This is a genomic window from Nostoc sp. (genome assembly GCF_036919555.1).
Taxonomy (GTDB): domain Bacteria; phylum Cyanobacteriota; class Cyanobacteriia; order Cyanobacteriales; family Nostocaceae; genus Nostoc.
On the sequence record NZ_JBALCS010000054.1, the window covers coordinates 1 to 16,524 of the forward strand.

A 16,524-nucleotide genomic window follows, 5' to 3' on the forward strand; every position below is an offset into this window, starting at 1 on the left:
GACCAACCTACGAATACGAAGCGATCGCGCTTGAGCCAGTCGTCTAGAACGTCAAACCACCCTCTACTGGGGGCGCGTCCAACTGCGATGGTCATCGGACTAAAATCCTCTTTTTTTACTAAAATTGCAACGTTTCTAAGGCAGTACGGAGAGCTAGTGTAACCGACTCCCGTGAGGAATTAACGTTTTTTTTGACAATCTCAACAGCCTGAAAGCAACTGAGATTCTGAGAGCTTGCCGACCAGTGAAGTCACCATTTCTCAGGGTTATGACATTACACGTACCATCGGCTAGTAATCCAGCTTGTGGTAACTTAATGATTCTTAATTTATCACACTAGTCCGGGTTTTGCCTGATACACAACAAGCAAATCAGGATATGAAACACGAACCTCATAAATAATATAAATATCAGAATTTTTACAATTTGACACAAGTTTTCTCAGAAATCTGAAAAAATTTAGTGCCGATGGACGTAGGTAGGTAACTCATTCCCAAGAGTTCAAAAAGAGGCAGAGAGAGGGGATAAGAATGGCAGAGGGGTAGATTGAGAAAGAATTTTTATCAGTCATTGAGTAAAGAAATTATCTAACCTGCCTTAACAAATTATTATATGGGTAGCAGCAGCGAAGGCCGCAGTTGAGTTTTGTCAACAATCTTTGGTAAAATGAAATGCACACAAAGCCACCACTCAATGTAAAAACATTCAGTGTGCTAGTATTTCACGGGCAATGGTAGTTCAATGACGGCATCAACAACGATTAACAAAGGCGATCGCCTCTTGCATCAAAATGTTCTCGGTTCTCGTCGCTTCAGTAACTACTGGTGGGCAACTATCGTTACCTTGGGAGCAAGCGGCTTTTTATTGGCTGGGATATCCAGTTATTTAAAAGTTAATTTACTCATAGTTACCGATGCAACTCAACTGATATTTGTCCCCCAAGGATTGGTGATGGGGTTATATGGCACTGCTGGCTTGCTATTAGCCACATACCTGTGGGTAGTGATTTTATTGGATGTAGGAGGCGGTTACAACGAATTTAATCAGGAAACTGGCACAATCAAAATATTCCGTTGGGGATTTCCTGGCAAAAACCGCCGAATTGAGATTGACAGCCGCATAGAAGATGTGCAATCTGTGCGAATAGCCGTCAAAGAAGGTCTTAATCCCCTTCGCGCACTCTATCTACGCGTTAAAGGCCGGCGAGATATACCCTTAACACGGGTTGGACAACCGTTATCCTTAACAGAGTTGGAAACAGAAGGAGCAAAGTTAGCCCGCTTCTTGGGAGTGTCACTAGAAGGGCTGTAAGGGAGTGGGGAAGGTGGGGTCCCCTCTGGGGATAAGGGGTAATGGGGAGTGAGGTGATCAGGGAGACAAGGGACAAGAGGGACAAGGAGAATAATCAATGCCCAATGCCCAATGCCCAATGCCCCTCAAAACGATAAGATACTCTGGTTGAATCAGTAACTGGCAATGCGGTTAAAAATTTCACAATTTTTGCTTTCTCTTGTGCTTATCAGTGCCTTGATGTTGGGAGGATGTTCAACACAGCAAGTCGCTTCTAATACGTCTTCTCCAAGCTCGACAGCTACCTCGGCGACAAGCGAGGCAAGCACCAAGACAACTACTGAAGCAACATCTGTATCTCAAACTAGTAGTGAGAGTATTCCTGGAATCACAGATTTACCACGGCTCGAAGGCAAGGCTACTGTGGTTATGACGGTTAAAGGCTCGCCGATTACTATCGAAGTAGACGGCACTGATGCTCCGATTACAGCTGGCAACTTCGTAGATTTAGTGCAAAAGGGCGTGTACGATGGTTTAGCTTTCCATCGAGTTGTACGCGAACCCCAACCGTTTGTAGTTCAAGGGGGCGATCCCAAAAGCAAAGACCCGAAAGTTCCAATAGATAAACTGGGAGAAGGTAGTTATATTGACCAAAAAACGGGAAATGCTCGTTATATACCTTTAGAAGTTAAGCCAAAAGGTTCAGATACTCCGATTTACAATAAACCATTTGATGCTACTGCTCAACCCGTCGTATTGCCCCATAAGCAGGGTGCAGTAGCGATGGCGCGATCGCAACCACCAGACTCTGCTTCTGCCCAGTTTTACTTTGCTTTAGCCGATCTAGCCTTCTTAGATGGTAACTACGCCGTGTTTGGCAATGTCACTCAAGGCTTTGACGTCGTGAACAAAATTCAGCAAGGCGATCGCATTGACTCCGCTAAAGTCACCCAAGGTGCTGAAAATCTGAAAATACCGGGACAATAGGAGGAGAAATCAATTCAAAATTCAAAATTCAAAATGAAGAATTGAATGTTTGAATAGCGAAAGATTCCTCACTCGCAAAATTCAAATTGGTTAAGGTTTGTATCACTGGTATTGGTTTAATTTCCGCTTTGGGTGGAAGCTTAGAAGATAGTTGGCGAAATTTGCTAGCAGCTAAATCTGGAATTCGATTACATCAACCATTTCCAGAACTTACACCACTTCCTCTAGGTTTGATTGGTCAACAACCATGTGAGTTGGCAATGTTAACTCACATGGTTGTTGCTTCTGCTTTGCAAGATGCTGGGTTAGTTGCACCTTTAGCTGATTGTGCTGTAGTCATTGGATCGAGTCGCTCTTATCAAGCGTCTTGGGAGATGTTGGCCAAGCAAATGTATGGAGACGCGGCGAATTTCCCGGTGTTATCTTTTAAAAATTGGTTAGATACATTACCTCAGATGAATGCGATCGCAGCAGCGCGACAAATCGGTGCATCGGGGATGGTTTTGGCACCGATGGCAGCTTGTGCAACGGGAATTTGGTCTATTGCCCAAGCAACTTTACTTATACAAACTGGGCAATGTCAACAGGCTCTAGCTGGCGCAGTGGAAGCACCGATTACACCCTTAACTTTGGCAGGGTTTCAGCAGATGGGTGCTTTGGCGAAAACTGGAGCTTATCCATTTGATTTGTACCGGGAAGGCTTAGTATTAGGCGAAGGCGCAGCTGTGTTTGTCTTAGAATCAGCAGAGTTTGCAAAACAGCGTCAGGCAAAAGTGTATGGTGAAATTCTCGGTTTTGGCTTAACTAACGACGCATATCATCCCAATTCACCAGACCCAGAGGGAAAAAGTGCGATCGCTGCCATCAAACAATGTCTAGAACGTAGTTGTCTGTCACCAGCCGATATTGATTATATTCATGCTCATGGCACAGCTACTCAGCTAAATGACCGCATAGAAAGCATGGTAATCCAGCGTTTGTTTCCCCAAAAGGTGGCGGTTAGTTCCACCAAAGGAAGCACAGGCCATACACTAGGAGCATCTGGAGCTTTAGGTCTAGCTTTTTCTCTGATGGCATTAAAGTATCAAATTCTACCGCCTTGTGTAGGATTGCAGCAGCCAGAGTTTGAGTTAGCCATCGTTACAGCAGCACGTCTAAGTAAAATTAGGCAGGTCTTATGTTTGAGTTTTGGCTTTGGCGGACAGAATGCTGCGATCGCATTAGCAAGATAAAAACTTGTGAGGGTTATCATTTGTCATTAGTTCCCTGCCCTTAAGTTAGCTGTGAGAATATCTCGGTTACTGATGCCATTGCTGTAAAAACATATATAGTAGTGCCTATACACAAAGCAGCTTGCTATTAGTCATTGCAACGCTATGTTAATTAATGAATTAAGAGATATTAATTTTATTATTTTTCCTGACTGGTCTAATTTAGAAACAGCGATCGCCGAAGACTTGATAAATGTTCTCAGAACTCTTTTCACACATCCAGCTAGACAAGATATAACACTGCTAATTGACAGCCAAAGTTTATCAGATGAACTACAGGATAATGCTAACTCATTGCTTTTTGAGACAGTTCTGAAACTTAGCTTAGATGAGGCTATCTCTGAAGACTTGAATGTAGGGCTTACGGGTCAGTTAACCACACAAGAATGGTCTGTTATTAAATCATTAATTAACTTTCGCATCCCAATTAACAACGAAGATCGCTACATTATTGAGCAGCAAGAAATCGCCCAAGTTCCCAGATGTGATTTGTCAGAAATTCAAAAGCAAACTGTTTATGAAGCGGCTCGGCTAGAATCTTGGCACAGATGGGGTGAATATTTCGCAGCCAGTCAATCGCCTGAAAATGCTATCCCATATTACAACAAGTATTTAGCCAGTTGTCCGCACCAGATTGACTATTATCTGAAGCTAAGTGATGTTTTGTATAAAACTGGTCAGATGCAAGCGGCTATCCAAACATTGCAGAACGGTATTAGCCATTGCCCTCAAGCACAAGAACTCTACTTCTGGTTGATTATTCGCTTAAAGCAAAGCCAGAAGTATCTGGAAGCTCGTAATTTCGCTCAACAGGTTACGGAGAAGTTTCCTGAAAACTACGTATTTAAGATGTTGAGTCATCTTATACTGCCAGAAATTTATCATACTCCTGAAGAGATTGATACCTACCGGACATGGTTTCAGCATGGGCTAGAAAAACTCATTCAAGAAATAACAATGAATAGCCCTGATGAACAGAAAAAAGCTTTAATAGGAATCAGCCATCATACAAACTTTTTTCTTGCATATCAGGCAAAGAATGATGTGGTACTACAGCAGCAATATGGACGGCTAGTACACCAAATTATGGCGGCAAATTATCCACAATGGAGTCAGGTGCGTCCGATTTCTTCTATTAGCAACAATCAGCGAATTAAAATTGGCTATCTTTCCTATTTTTTGTGTAGCTGGAGCGGAACAGTTTTGTTCTTAAACTGGCTTAAATATGCAGATAATCAAAAATTTGAAATTTATTCATATCATATAGGGCATCAAATTGATGCTGTTACTCAATTATTTCAGTCCCATAGTACAAAGTTCTATCATTTGCCGAATAATTTAGAACAGGTTTGTCAACAAGTTATTGACGATCACCTTGATGTGTTAATTTTTCCAGAATTAGGAATGGATGCCACAACACTATGTATTGCTGGACTCCGTTTAGCACCGATTCAATGTATGGCTTGGGGGCAACCTGTAACTTCTGGACTGCCCACCATTGATTATTTCTTATCCAGCGAACTGATGGAGCCTGTGAATGGGCAAGATCACTACACCGAAAGCCTTGTACGTTTGCCTGGTGTTGGGATTTCCTATCCTACGATCAAAGTTGACTCAGTTCGCCTAAACCGATTATTTTTTGGATTACGAGAAGATGCGATCGTCTACATCTCTAGTCAAGCTGCCTATAAATATCTACCACAGCACGATTACATTTATGCAGAAATTGCCCGTCAAGTTCCCAATGCTCAGTTTATGTTACTTCGCTCTGGGATTTCTCAAGAACGTCTGAAACGGGCATTTGCGGCTGTAGGGTTAGATAGTCTTGACTATTGTGTATTCTCTCCTGTCCTACCCCGTGAAGATTACTTTGACTTGCTTTCTTTGGCAGACATTTATTTAGATACTTTTGAGTGGGTGGGTGGAAACACAACATTGGATGCGATCGCCTGTCATTTACCGATTGTTACTTGTTCTGGTGAGTTTATGCGAGGACGTCACTCCTATGGTTTCTTGCAAGCTATCGGTGTAACAGAAACAATTGCAGATGATTCCTGGCAATATATTAAGGTTGCAGTGCGATTAGCCGTAGATATTGATTGGCGATCCTCAGTTCGTGAAGCTATGAAACTGTCAATCAAGGTTCTGTTTGACAATCCCACTGCTACCCAAAACTTAGAAGCATTCATCAAGCAGGCGATCGCTTTGAGAGAGAATCAACCCACTTAAACGTAAGTGTTATGTAACTGCTTGCTAACGGTAAAGAACTTCCAAAAGTCTATTAGTCCGCATACTGCTTTGTATCTCTAGCAGGATATAAAAAATAAAACTGTAACAAAAACTACAAAATGCTTGTTTTTCCTAAAAAAAAGGATAAGCTAAGTATAGATAATATCCGGTTCGTAAAGATACCGTGATTAGGAGAAAGTTTTATGATTTCAAAATCACTGTTGCTGCCAGAACCCTATTCTCCAGCGCATATATGTCCATTTGACCAAGCCTGTAGCTACTTAGAAGCGGCAGCTAAAGAATTAAATTTAAATCAGGGTTTGCTAGAAATCCTCAGCCACCCGCGTAAAGTTGTCACGGTTTCCATTCCGGTAAAACTAGATGATGGGGAAATTCAAGTTCTCGCTGGACATCGGGTACAACACTCCGATGTCTTAGGCCCCTACAAGGGTGGAATTCGTTACCATCCAGCTGTGACACTGCGGGAAGTATCCGCTCTAGCAATGCTGATGACTTGGAAATGTGCCTTGTTAGGAATTCCTTACGGTGGTGGTAAGGGTGGCATTGCTATAGATCCAAAACGCTATAGTGTTGGCGAATTAGAGCGAATCAGCCGCCGTTATATCAGCGAGTTGATTAAAGATATTGGACCTGCTGTAGATATTCCTGCACCGGATATGGGTACTTCTGCCCGTGAGATGGCTTGGATGATGGACACTTACTCTGTGAATGTCGGTCATGCTGTACCAGGAGTTGTAACTGGGAAGCCCCTTTCTATTGGTGGTTCTCTAGGACGAGAAATGGCAACTGGACGTGGTGTGATGATTATTGTGCGTGAGGCGTTAGCAGAGCAAAGTAAATCCTTGGTAGGAGTGCGAGTAGTGATTCAGGGTTTCGGTAACGTTGGCTGTGCCGCAGCAGAATTACTATATGAAGCAGGTGCGAAAATCATCGCTGTTTCAACTGGTGCTGGAGGAGTATTTTCCGATGTTGGTCTTGATATTCCCAAGTTGAAAGTCTACGCTGCTGAAAATCGCAAGAGTATTATGGGTTTTTCAGAATCTGTATCAATTAGCAATGCAGATTTATTAACTTTATCCTGCGATGTCTTAATACCAGCAGCTTTAGAAAACCAGATTACTGAAGAAAATGTGAATCAGGTGCAGGCGCAAATTGTCGCAGAAGCAGCTAATGGGCCCGTTACTCTTGAGGCTAACTTGGCGTTAGAGGCGCGGGGTGTGACAGTGCTACCGGACATCTTGGCCAATGCTGGCGGTGTAGTGGTGAGTTATTTAGAGTGGGTGCAGGGTCTTTCTTACGTATTTTGGGATGAGGAACGCGTTAACAGAGAAATGGAACATTTGATGGTGAATGCTTACCATCGGGTGATTCACCAGTCGAAAGTAAGGCAAATTTCTTTAAGGTTAGCAGCTTACACACTGGGGGTAGGTAGAGTGGCTCAGGCACTGACTGACAGAGGTCTTTATCCTTAAGATTTAGGAACATGCAGTGGTTTTTAATTAAATAGACCAGATGCGTAGGGGTGCAATATTATATTGTGCCCCTACAATAACTTAGCGATCGCTGCGACATCAAAACTCATACCATTTCCAAAAATCTTTACAACACATAAATTTTATCTCACATTCCGTACTTCATTTTGTTAGACGTATATTGATATCAAAGTTTGCTATATCTTTTCAATAATATTTAAGCGTGTGGATAATTAATTTTGGTTTTCTTTTAATATAGTTTAATTATGCTACTAATTTAACTGCGGAATGTGGGATATATTGTACTGTCTTTCGTTAATAGGTAAATCACGGAGAAAGTAAAAACGATCGCCTTTATCTTCCTGTAAAATAAAGTTAAGACAGCATTAAAAAATCAGGGTAATTACTATGACTGAATCAACTGCAAAACAACTTGCACGTCCGGGTAGAATCTTTCCAGAACGCACTTTACCACCAGAAGAACTTGCTAGACGCAAAGCTGAACTAGAGGCATTTCATCAGCTTTGTCGTGCAATATTTGAGCGTGTGCGTCCAGAACATATCGAAAAAAATTATGGCTGGTATATTGCAGTAGAGCCAAATAGTGGAAATTATTTCATTGATGAAGATATAGAAATAGCTAGCCAGAAGGCACGCACTAAGCACCCAAATGCTGTACATTGTACCTTTTGTTTGAATGAGACTGGAGCCACTGGCACAATATAATATATGGGTATTTTGGCAGCAACGGGCAGCTATTTTTTGAAATTGATTTGATTACATCTGATGGATTAAATCTGCCTGTGGATACTATGTTAGATACTGGGTTCACAGGCTTTTTAGCTATTAATAAACAAGATTTAGATGGTTTGGACTGGCAATTTATTCGTGGTCAAGAACTACGAACGGCACAGGGCGAAAAATTTTTTGATTTGTATTTAGGTAAGGTGCAATTGAATAGACTGGAGTATGAGATTTTATCGAGTTATAAATAGTGGAATTTAAATTGTCCGTGTAGTTAGTGGTTATCAAAATTTGGAATCTTTATTTGCAGAATCAGATGAGTAATATCATGTCCGCTTGATTGCTTATTAAACCCGAAGAACCCCACCCCGCCAAAGCTATGCTTTTGTCTCCCTGCCCCTAATCCCCAGAGGGGACCCCGAGTTCCCCGCCGGCGGGGAGGGGATTAAGGGGAGCCAGCGCTCAGAGGAGTCTCCCCAAGTGGAGCATCTGGCGTGTGGGGTGCAATGACTATGGGAATCACAACGAATTACCCGGACATGATATAAGTTGGTGTTTTAGTTTACTTCTAATTATCTCCTAGCTTATTTTAGATTCATTAATCAATCAGCCTGAAAGTAAAAGCGATGCCTACGGCTGGCTATACCTACGCAGTTTCAGTTATTTTTAAACGAACCGCAAAGGATGCAAAGGTAAGAAAAGAGATATATTGTACTATTTTTAGTTAATAGGTAAATCGCGGAGAAAGTAAAAGCGATCGCTATTCAAATTACTGCTTTTTATTCGTCCTAAATAGCCTGTTAATGGTGAAGAAAGTTCTATCAGAATTTCGTGCATTTCTGTTGTTCTTAGTGGCTGTGGTGGATGTGAGCCGAAATACGCACCATGTAGAGATTCAACACCAGCAGATTCTATACCTGAGTTTTGTAGATAATTTTTGACAAGCTGGATAATGTGCGATCGCAACTTTATAGATTCTTCAACTTTATCGATATAAATATTAAGTTTATCTTCAGCTAAACCAAAAGGAGCTTGTTGTAAACAATCTTTTAGTTCTAACAAATTGATAGAATTTTTGTAGTGTGCTTGCAGTTCAACTAGTTTTTGTAAGGTTTCAGGACGAATTACATTCATTTGATTTTCGGTAGCTGTTCTTAATGCGTAAAAATTTAGTTCTCCGGCGGCTACAATTAACTTAATTGAATTTTCATACTGAACTTTACGAAGATGGTTCATACCTATTCTTAGTAACTGTGCAGGTGTACCATCAGTAACTTTTTCAGTTTTAGTTGCTTTGCACTCTCCTACTATTGGATAAGGTTGTTCAGCGTAAAAATCCATGCCACCTGCGCCACCAACTGCATCTGGATTCAAACCTGAACCTGTAAAGCCTAATTTTAGTAATCCTCTACGCACTAATTTTTCAAAAGTATGTCCGTCGCTAGAGTTCCCAACTTCAGCAATTTTCTGAATCCAAAGTAAGTCTAAATCTAATGGATTTGTTGCTTGATCACTACTCCAACCTAAAAACACTTTGATATCGTCGTCTAATTGTTTCGCTGCTGGTTGGCTAATGGCTAGGGATGCGATCGCACTCTGCAATTCTTCCAATTCAGGATGCAGCGCGGGTTCTAGTTTTTCTAATTGGTGTTTGCGTTGGGTGAAGATGCGATCGGTTAAAATTGGCTTTTCTTCAGAAACCGTTAAAGAATTAGGTAAACTAACAAATTTTCCTAGCTTTTCCTGAATGTTGGGATTGACTAATATTTCTTGTAACTGAGGTAACTGATAGACACGGAAGTAAGCCAAGAAAATATACTGTTGTTGTCGTAGTATCTCTTTTAATACTTTTGGTGTCCATATTGTTAATTTAGACAAAATATCTAATGGTTTAGTCTCGTCTAAAATTTGGCAAAGTTCACATTTAGCCCAAACTTTAATTAAAGCTGAAGAATCAGTAGGATAAAGTGCAAATCTCTGCCCTGGACGAATAAACATCCTGGGTAAAGCTGCAATTGTTCGCCCCTGTATTAAGGCTTCAATATCAGAGACGCATAGACACAGCGCTGTTGGAATTGAAAACTGCTGATTCATTTTTAGTTAGCTATAGATTTAGGTCGATATGATCAGCATTAGCAACACTTTTAGGAATACTAATAGGTAATCCATCATCAGTTAAATTAGTAGGTTCTTGCCCAGACGGATCGCTGAGTATTTCCCGAATTAAAGGATTACTTATTGCTAGTTTTTTCTGCTCAATAAATTCACAAATCTGTTCTTCTGTCAGATCGTAACTTTCACGGTTATAGTAAACGAATAATATCGCCAACAGAGGTTTAATATCTTGGCTTTGCAAGCCTACCCACTCTCCACCTTTTTTTTCCAACAGGATTCTCAAACGTTCTCTAGCTAATTCTGCATTTGGACTAATTTTCTTTGAACGCACTAAGCAACCGCGAGTTAAATCAAATGTTTTGTAATCAATTAGTCGTCCCAAGGCAGCACCTATAACCGTGCGGTCTTGCTGAACTACATCTACTCCAATCCTCACTTTTCTCTTATTGCCGATAATTTTGAAATCCATAAAGCCATTATTTGCTGCACTAGGCTCTACTTCTTCAATTGATTCGATTGTTACTCCCTCTAAAGTTTTACCTATTAAATTATTGAAAGCAAGCAAAAGAGCATCTGTAATTGTTGCTTCTTCTTTCATTAATGAATCAATAGAAGCTTCTACATTTGCTAACTCACTATTGAAGTATGCTTTAACTGGATGGATTGTTGTAGATGTCCATGAAGTTGTAGTATTCGTAGTTATTGTTGTTGAATTTGTAGAATCATCAATAATAGGCTCATTAGGTACGAAATTCTCTGCACACCATTTCAAAACTGACCTAACAGTAGGTCTACTCTTACCAAGTTCTCTGAGTTTAGTTTCATTAAATGGGTCGAGAGGATGAGGTGGGGTTTGTTGATGTTCCTCATAAAAATCTTGTAACCATTGACTAACTAGAGCCACAATATCATCAGAATTTAGATATTTTAATGCAATTGGTTGCCTGTCAGCTTGATCACTTACTAATCTATCAACAACTGCTTCCGCTTCTGGTAAAGCCTTGATTTGGTCTTCCCAGGTACGAGGATACATTGCTAACAGTAAAACACCTTGTTTGAGACTGTTATATAAATCCTTAACTAAGTTTGCAATAACTTGTGCTGCCATAAATCCATTATCAGCAGCATCTGCAATATCTAATTCGTCAAAACAAATGACTGGAACTCTGTAATAGCTAGTGATATCTAGAATTTGACGAACAATGCTTAATGCTTCAGCTTCTCTATCCTCGCTTTTAGGATTTGGCAACCCCATTGCTTCAGCTTGTGATTGTGCTAATTCCAAACCAGATAACCAATAGCTTGCATAATTAATATGGACTGGAGAAAGTGTCCATAAAATTGCTTTTACGATATAAGGGTTGGTTATTTCAGGCTTGATTTTCAGAACACTTTCTGTAAAATGAACTATCGCCTTAGTTGAGTGTTTGCTTAACCAACCTGGATACATATTAATATACTGTTGTGGCGTATAGTTCCATTGCTTTACTTCGTTAATTAAAGCTGCTGCAATTTCCTGCCATTGCATTACTTCTTGACTACCAAAAGCTCTAAGACTAGAGGCGACACTTTGCAGAAATTGAGACTTAATTTGATTCAAGTTATCATACTTACTCATATAGATAAATAAGCTACTATCTTCTGTCTGTAATCGGTGGCGAATCCGACTAATAATATGGCTTTTACCTAACCCTTTTTCTGCTGTAATTGTGATACCTACAGTTTCACGTTTTCCTTTACGGACTTTTTCAACAGCATCAAAAACTGCATTGGACGCATGAGCATTAATCGAGAGAACATCAGGAAAACTTTTACCCCAGATTTGTTGCGGTCTGACGACAATATGGCCTGCAAATGGATTTTGATTTTTAATCAGATCATCAATGGTAGATGTGGTGACAGTCATAGCGTTGTCAAGTTAATGTGTGAAGAGTCAAATAAGGTTTAAGGTTTCAGGCGTGTGGCGTAGCAGCGTAATCCATCTAATTCTGTAGCTACCGAATCTTCAATTTTGTCGGGTGCGCTGTCTTCTACACTCCCGCCTTGCAGTTGCAAAATGTCGTCGGCTTGCGTTTCCAGCAGCCAATCATTAAACTCTGTACGATTAACGCGATCGCCTATTGCTCTCCTGATACGATAAATTGGCACCAGATTATTAAAGTTGTATTCATAGTTCAACTTGTCGTAGACTTCCAAAGTCACTGACTTAAACTCGTCGTAAGATGCGATTTCTTCTCTTCGAGACGCTACGCGAACGGAAAGCTCGGCGATCGCACTCTTCCCATTAACTAGTACATATGCACCATTTTCCGCCACATCAATCTGACTAATCCACTTCACCAACGCATTCGCCGCCCAAGTTCCGACAATCGTCCCTTTAAATTTAAAATCACCACTTCTCAAACCCTCACCCAATACCTCTAAACCCTTACCAGATGTCAAAGAGTATCCCTTTTTGGAGATTGCGATCGCACCCTGGCTCTGTAATTCGTCGAATATGCCCTGATAATCTGCTAACTTCTGGCTTTTGGATACAATTCGCCTAGTGAATTGACCTTTCTTAACTTCCTGCCGCGTTCCTCCCAAATCCCACAAAGCCAAAAGGAGACGAGTTATAGTTTGGGCTGTATTTTGTGATGTCATATTGAGTGTATTTTGTGACAAATTTTATTGTAGCGACTGTATCTTTTTAATTTATTTACTCCGAAAAAATAACCGAGAAATTGCTGAATATTTCGGCGTTTCAGCTAAATTGATTCATCAAAAATTCAGAAAATATTTCCTGGGGATGAATACAGTTCTCTCAAAGGCGGGATGGAATACTTGAGAAAATCGATCATGATCATGGTGAAACAGTGTAGCTGTGCTGTTGTAAATTGAGTGGTATATGTTTTTTCAATTCCAGGCGAAATAACAGGAATTCCAACTTTGTTTTTGCAACAGCAAGGCTTTTAGCAAATACAGGTGATGATGAAATCCCATGAACACAACAATATATAAAGAACGTAAAATAGTTTCGCGTCTATTTGCAGTGCTGCTTTCAGCAGTGCTAATGGTACCCTTGCTGAGTAGCTGCGGAGGCGGTTCACGAAACGCTTCAACACCACCACCTGTTGATGATAGTGCTGGTAGAACAGTCAGCGATCGCACAAACCAGCCTGAAGCTAAGAAGGGCTTGGGTACAGGGCAAAAAGTTGCACTTTTGGCAGGTGCTGCGGGACTTTACTACCTCTACAACCAGCATAAGAATGCTTCACAAGAAGGAGCGCAAGGTAAGTACTATCTTTCCAAGAATGGACGTGTATACTACCGTGATGCTGAACATCGCGCTCACTGGGTAACTCCACCAGCAGAAGGAATTCGAGTACCGGAATCTGAGGCGCAACAGTATCGGCAATTCCAAGGCTATAACAGGAATACCACAGGTCGCGATCTAACTGGCATAACTTCATCCGCAGCTCCAGCACTCTAGATTCAGTGAAGCGTGTGTAAATCTAAAGCGGGTTTCCCGGAGGATAACGCCGATCGCGCACGTCCCAAACACGAACTTAAATCAGGAGACAGATTATGGTAGATGACTTTTTGCGAAAGGCGAAAGATTTCCTTTTGGGATCGGACAGCGATCAAGCTGACAAAGATGCCAAATTGCGCGATCGCAATGTACGTCCAGCCAGCGAAGACCCCTACGGTGATCCCGCAGATCCGGCATCTTACGGCAACGTCACCCCAGCCAGTCAAGACCCCTACGGCGACCCCGCAGATGTCGCGTCTTACGGCAACGCTCGCCCAGCTAGCGAAGACCCTTACGGCGACCCCGCAGACCAAGGGGAGTTTGGCAACGTTCGCCCAGCCAGCGAAGATCCCTACGGCGACCCCGCAGATCAGGATTCCCGCCGTTAACGCGAAACTAATACTTTGTCAAGCTAGTTTTGAGGGTTTGTAATAAGCACTTAAGTGCTTAGAAATTCAGGACTAAAATCCTAACTACGAACTTGCTTACCCATCAACTTAAACTTGACAAAAAACTAAATCTCTCTCCTTGTAGGAGAGAGATTTTTAATTTTCCCCCTTCCCGCGTCCTACAGTGTACACACAAGTCATCCAATTACCCAAAACAAAAACCTCACCCTGTCCTGACAGACATCCCTCTCCTTACCAAGGAGAGGGACAGGTTTTGCGTAGCATAACCAGGGTGAGGTTTCTTTGGCTATTTGATAAACCGTAAATTGCGTCCAGAGAGACTTGTGTGTACACCGTAGCTTCCCGCGTCGGGAAGGCGGTTAGAGGATGTCTCAGAAGTATCAAAAATTTGTTGATCCCCCTAACCCACGCCAGCGCTCCACTTAAAAAAGGGGGAATAAGAGTTTCTAAATCTCCCTTAAAAAGGGGGATTTAGGGGGATCTCCAAGGGTTAGGTGTATACAAAAAAACTTTTCAGACATCCTTTTAGGGGGTTAGGTTTTCCGTGGGCTTTTCCAGATGAGGTGAAAAATTAGGGCGGGATTATTATTTAAACTCTTCGAGTTGATCCAGACGTAGCCAAATATTAGGTGTTGGCACTTTCCCAAACTTAATCAGGGCGTAATCACCTTTGACATCTACAATTTCGCCCTTAGTTTCAAACAAATAAGAAGGAAAGCGAGTATCACTGGCTTTTGCCTCCAGACTGTTTTCTAGTTTCTCGCGCACAGCGCGAACCATATCTCCTTTTTTGACTGCCATCAGTTCCTCTCTCAAATTTGTAAGTTCTTTTATCTGCATTTTAAGAGAGTTCCGAGTTAGAAGTAAAAACTCTAAACTCCAAACTCCTGTACAGATGCGATTAATCGCGTCTCTCCAAACTCCTGTACAGATGCGATTAATCGCGTCTCCCAACCCCCCGCAGAGTTTGACACTGGGAGCAAAAGTGACTAGATCGCCCAGCTAACCTAATCCGTTGAATTTCTGTACCACATACTCGACAGGGTTCTCCAGCGCGGTTATAAACCCAGGCAACACCACCATAGTTGCCGTTAGTACCTTTAACATTTAGGAAATTACTAAAAGTGGTGCCACCAGCCTCAATGCTGGTTTCTAACACTTGAATTATGGCTGTTCGCAAACGCTCAATTTGCTTTAGCTGCAAATCTATACACAAGGTTTCAGGTAAAATCCCACTCTTAAACAACGCTTCATCAGCATAAATGTTACCTAATCCCGCCACCACCGATTGATCCAGTAGCGCAGTTTTAATCGGACGGCGACGGTTTTGAAGTTTAAGAGCTAGATATTCGACAGTGAATTCGGGTGAAAATGGGTCTGCTGCCAGTTTTGCCAAACCAGTCATAATACTTTCTACAGCAACACCAGGCGGAATCCACCACATTTTACCGAAGGTACGCTGATCAACAAAGCGTAATTCCTGCTGATCCCCAAAGAATAATCTAACCCGCGTGTGCTTGTGTAATGGTTCATCTTGATGCAGCCATAGTAGTTGACCTGTCATTCGCAGATGAACCCCTAGCCAGCCTGTGGAAGAGAGTTCGGCGAGGAGATATTTACCGCGACGATGCCAAGTAGCGATGGCTGCGCCAACCCCTCCGGGGTACGCATTCTTTTTAATTCCGTCAACAAATTCACCGACAGAAAACGGGTAGGCGATGGTGCGATCGAGCAACACATCTCCACCCGTAATTTCTTGGTTGAGGGTCAATTGATTTAGACCCCTTCGCACTGTTTCAACTTCAGGCAGTTCAGGCATTCAAACTGATTAAGCAAGCAATTTTAATGTAACTTGGGGGGGTCAAGAAAGAAGGCATAAGGTAGTATATTAGACACACGTAGGTGGCTTGCCGTACTACCAAAAAGAAACCGTAAATACCCGGAGGACGGCTTCTCGTAGATTAGGGTAGGCTAGGATGAAGAATGAACTGAAATTTTCAGACTTCATACTTCAGACTTAAGACTACCCTTCATCATCGCATCAAACAATCCCCTTATAACTTTGCTGCTATTTTTTAGCTGGTTTAGCCTTTGGTGCTTCAACCTCGACTAATTCATCCTGGGCAAAGTTGTTGGTATTGATACCAGAGTAATTTACCTTCTCAAAGCGGACAATTACAGGGTATTTGATGCCGCTTTGGTCAATGGAAGCCACAGTTCCTAGATCCTGAAACCAGTAGGATTCAGGGCGGAGAATACGTACTTTAGAACCACGTTGAACCATGATTATTTTCCCTTTATAGTTATCAATCGCCAATCTAGAGAGCTAATTGATTTCACTCTACAACCTGAAGGTCGCACCAAGAGTCTTTGTTAAGTTATTTATCTGAATTGGGCATTGGGCATTGGGCATTAAATATTAGTTATTCTTTCTCCCACATCTCCCCCACTCCCCACTCCCAAAATTTAAAACG

The 16,524-nt window shown here is 41.7% G+C and carries 14 protein-coding genes and 1 pseudogene; 9 read left to right on the plus strand and 6 right to left on the minus strand.

Features of this window, described 5'->3' with window-relative positions:
* Positions 1-741: 741 nt before the first annotated feature.
* From V7K36_RS16270 to V7K36_RS16300, 7 genes and pseudogenes are all read left to right on the plus strand, one after another.
* Positions 742-1,311, plus strand: coding sequence for a photosystem I assembly protein Ycf4 (locus tag V7K36_RS16270; RefSeq protein ID WP_334827680.1), 570 nt, complete (start codon positions 742-744; stop codon positions 1,309-1,311).
* Between the two features lie 165 nt (positions 1,312-1,476).
* Positions 1,477-2,277 (plus strand): peptidylprolyl isomerase, encoded by an 801-nt coding sequence (locus tag V7K36_RS16275; protein ID WP_334827678.1) that lies wholly within the window; start codon positions 1,477-1,479, stop codon positions 2,275-2,277.
* A gap of 86 nt (positions 2,278-2,363) precedes the next feature.
* Positions 2,364-3,509: a beta-ketoacyl-ACP synthase gene (locus tag V7K36_RS16280; protein WP_335117380.1), complete on the plus strand. Its 1,146-nt coding sequence runs from the start codon at positions 2,364-2,366 to the stop codon at positions 3,507-3,509.
* A gap of 144 nt (positions 3,510-3,653) precedes the next feature.
* A complete protein-coding gene (locus V7K36_RS16285; RefSeq protein WP_335117382.1) occupies positions 3,654-5,777 on the plus strand; it encodes an O-linked N-acetylglucosamine transferase, SPINDLY family protein in 2,124 nt (707 codons plus the stop codon).
* A 203-nt stretch (positions 5,778-5,980) separates the two neighbouring features.
* A complete protein-coding gene (locus V7K36_RS16290; protein ID WP_335117384.1) occupies positions 5,981-7,270 on the plus strand; it encodes a Glu/Leu/Phe/Val family dehydrogenase in 1,290 nt (429 codons plus the stop codon).
* Between the two features lie 408 nt (positions 7,271-7,678).
* On the plus strand, positions 7,679-7,996 hold the full coding sequence (locus V7K36_RS16295; protein ID WP_335117386.1) for a hypothetical protein: 318 nt from the start codon (positions 7,679-7,681) through the stop codon (positions 7,994-7,996).
* A pseudogene (locus tag V7K36_RS16300) lies at positions 7,993-8,247 on the plus strand (aspartyl protease); the annotation flags it as partial. The gene V7K36_RS16295 and the pseudogene V7K36_RS16300, both read left to right, overlap by 4 nt.
* A 487-nt stretch (positions 8,248-8,734) precedes the next feature.
* Here the strand turns inward: V7K36_RS16300 and V7K36_RS16305 are convergent.
* The 3 genes from V7K36_RS16305 to V7K36_RS16315 are packed head-to-tail and all read right to left on the minus strand — an operon-like array spanning position 8,735 to position 12,772.
* The gene (locus tag V7K36_RS16305) at positions 8,735-10,108 is read right to left on the minus strand and encodes a DUF1802 family protein (RefSeq protein ID WP_335117388.1); all 1,374 of its coding nucleotides are present in this window, start codon (positions 10,106-10,108) and stop codon (positions 8,735-8,737) included.
* 10 nt (positions 10,109-10,118) lie between these two features.
* Positions 10,119-12,035: a hypothetical protein gene (locus V7K36_RS16310; RefSeq protein ID WP_335117390.1), complete on the minus strand. Its 1,917-nt coding sequence runs from the start codon at positions 12,033-12,035 to the stop codon at positions 10,119-10,121.
* Positions 12,036-12,073: 38 nt separating this feature from the next.
* The gene (locus tag V7K36_RS16315; protein WP_335117392.1) at positions 12,074-12,772 is read right to left on the minus strand and encodes a hypothetical protein; all 699 of its coding nucleotides are present in this window, start codon (positions 12,770-12,772) and stop codon (positions 12,074-12,076) included.
* 337 nt (positions 12,773-13,109) lie between these two features.
* Here V7K36_RS16315 and V7K36_RS16320 point away from each other — a divergent pair, with 337 nt between their 5' ends.
* Together V7K36_RS16320 and V7K36_RS16325 are read left to right on the plus strand one after the other, a co-directional pair.
* Positions 13,110-13,601, plus strand: a complete 492-nt coding sequence (locus V7K36_RS16320; protein WP_335117394.1) for a hypothetical protein — start codon at positions 13,110-13,112, stop codon at positions 13,599-13,601.
* 95 nt (positions 13,602-13,696) lie between these two features.
* Positions 13,697-14,029: a translation initiation factor gene (locus tag V7K36_RS16325; RefSeq protein WP_335117396.1), complete on the plus strand. Its 333-nt coding sequence runs from the start codon at positions 13,697-13,699 to the stop codon at positions 14,027-14,029.
* Positions 14,030-14,635: 606 nt separating this feature from the next.
* Here V7K36_RS16325 and V7K36_RS16330 read toward each other — a convergent pair.
* The 3 genes from V7K36_RS16330 to V7K36_RS16340 form a co-directional block, all read right to left on the minus strand.
* Complete coding sequence (locus V7K36_RS16330; RefSeq protein WP_335117398.1) at positions 14,636-14,851, minus strand: NAD(P)H-quinone oxidoreductase subunit O; 216 nt, start codon at positions 14,849-14,851, stop codon at positions 14,636-14,638.
* Between the two features lie 136 nt (positions 14,852-14,987).
* Positions 14,988-15,869: a DNA-formamidopyrimidine glycosylase gene (locus V7K36_RS16335; RefSeq protein WP_335117400.1), complete on the minus strand. Its 882-nt coding sequence runs from the start codon at positions 15,867-15,869 to the stop codon at positions 14,988-14,990.
* Positions 15,870-16,118: 249 nt separating this feature from the next.
* Positions 16,119-16,334, minus strand: a complete 216-nt coding sequence (locus V7K36_RS16340) for a photosystem I reaction center subunit IV (protein WP_012410286.1) — start codon at positions 16,332-16,334, stop codon at positions 16,119-16,121.
* Between the last annotated feature and the right edge of the window lie 190 nt (positions 16,335-16,524).

What these genes read in the sequence shown, in the direction of transcription:
- V7K36_RS16320 (WP_335117394.1), top strand. Translation starts at nt 13,110, where the DNA reads ATGAACACAACAATATATAAAGAACGTAAAATAGTTTCGCGTCTATTT.
- V7K36_RS16310 (WP_335117390.1), bottom strand. Translation starts at nt 12,035, where the DNA reads ATGACTGTCACCACATCTACCATTGATGATCTGATTAAAAATCAAAAT.
- V7K36_RS16275 (WP_334827678.1), top strand. Translation starts at nt 1,477, where the DNA reads ATGCGGTTAAAAATTTCACAATTTTTGCTTTCTCTTGTGCTTATCAGT.
- V7K36_RS16270 (WP_334827680.1), top strand. Translation starts at nt 742, where the DNA reads ATGACGGCATCAACAACGATTAACAAAGGCGATCGCCTCTTGCATCAA.
- V7K36_RS16340 (WP_012410286.1), bottom strand. Translation starts at nt 16,334, where the DNA reads ATGGTTCAACGTGGTTCTAAAGTACGTATTCTCCGCCCTGAATCCTAC.
- V7K36_RS16315 (WP_335117392.1), bottom strand. Translation starts at nt 12,772, where the DNA reads ATGACATCACAAAATACAGCCCAAACTATAACTCGTCTCCTTTTGGCT.
- V7K36_RS16330 (WP_335117398.1), bottom strand. Translation starts at nt 14,851, where the DNA reads ATGGCAGTCAAAAAAGGAGATATGGTTCGCGCTGTGCGCGAGAAACTA.
- V7K36_RS16295 (WP_335117386.1), top strand. Translation starts at nt 7,679, where the DNA reads ATGACTGAATCAACTGCAAAACAACTTGCACGTCCGGGTAGAATCTTT.
- V7K36_RS16335 (WP_335117400.1), bottom strand. Translation starts at nt 15,869, where the DNA reads ATGCCTGAACTGCCTGAAGTTGAAACAGTGCGAAGGGGTCTAAATCAA.
- V7K36_RS16285 (WP_335117382.1), top strand. Translation starts at nt 3,654, where the DNA reads ATGTTAATTAATGAATTAAGAGATATTAATTTTATTATTTTTCCTGAC.
- V7K36_RS16290 (WP_335117384.1), top strand. Translation starts at nt 5,981, where the DNA reads ATGATTTCAAAATCACTGTTGCTGCCAGAACCCTATTCTCCAGCGCAT.
- V7K36_RS16325 (WP_335117396.1), top strand. Translation starts at nt 13,697, where the DNA reads ATGGTAGATGACTTTTTGCGAAAGGCGAAAGATTTCCTTTTGGGATCG.
- V7K36_RS16305 (WP_335117388.1), bottom strand. Translation starts at nt 10,108, where the DNA reads ATGAATCAGCAGTTTTCAATTCCAACAGCGCTGTGTCTATGCGTCTCT.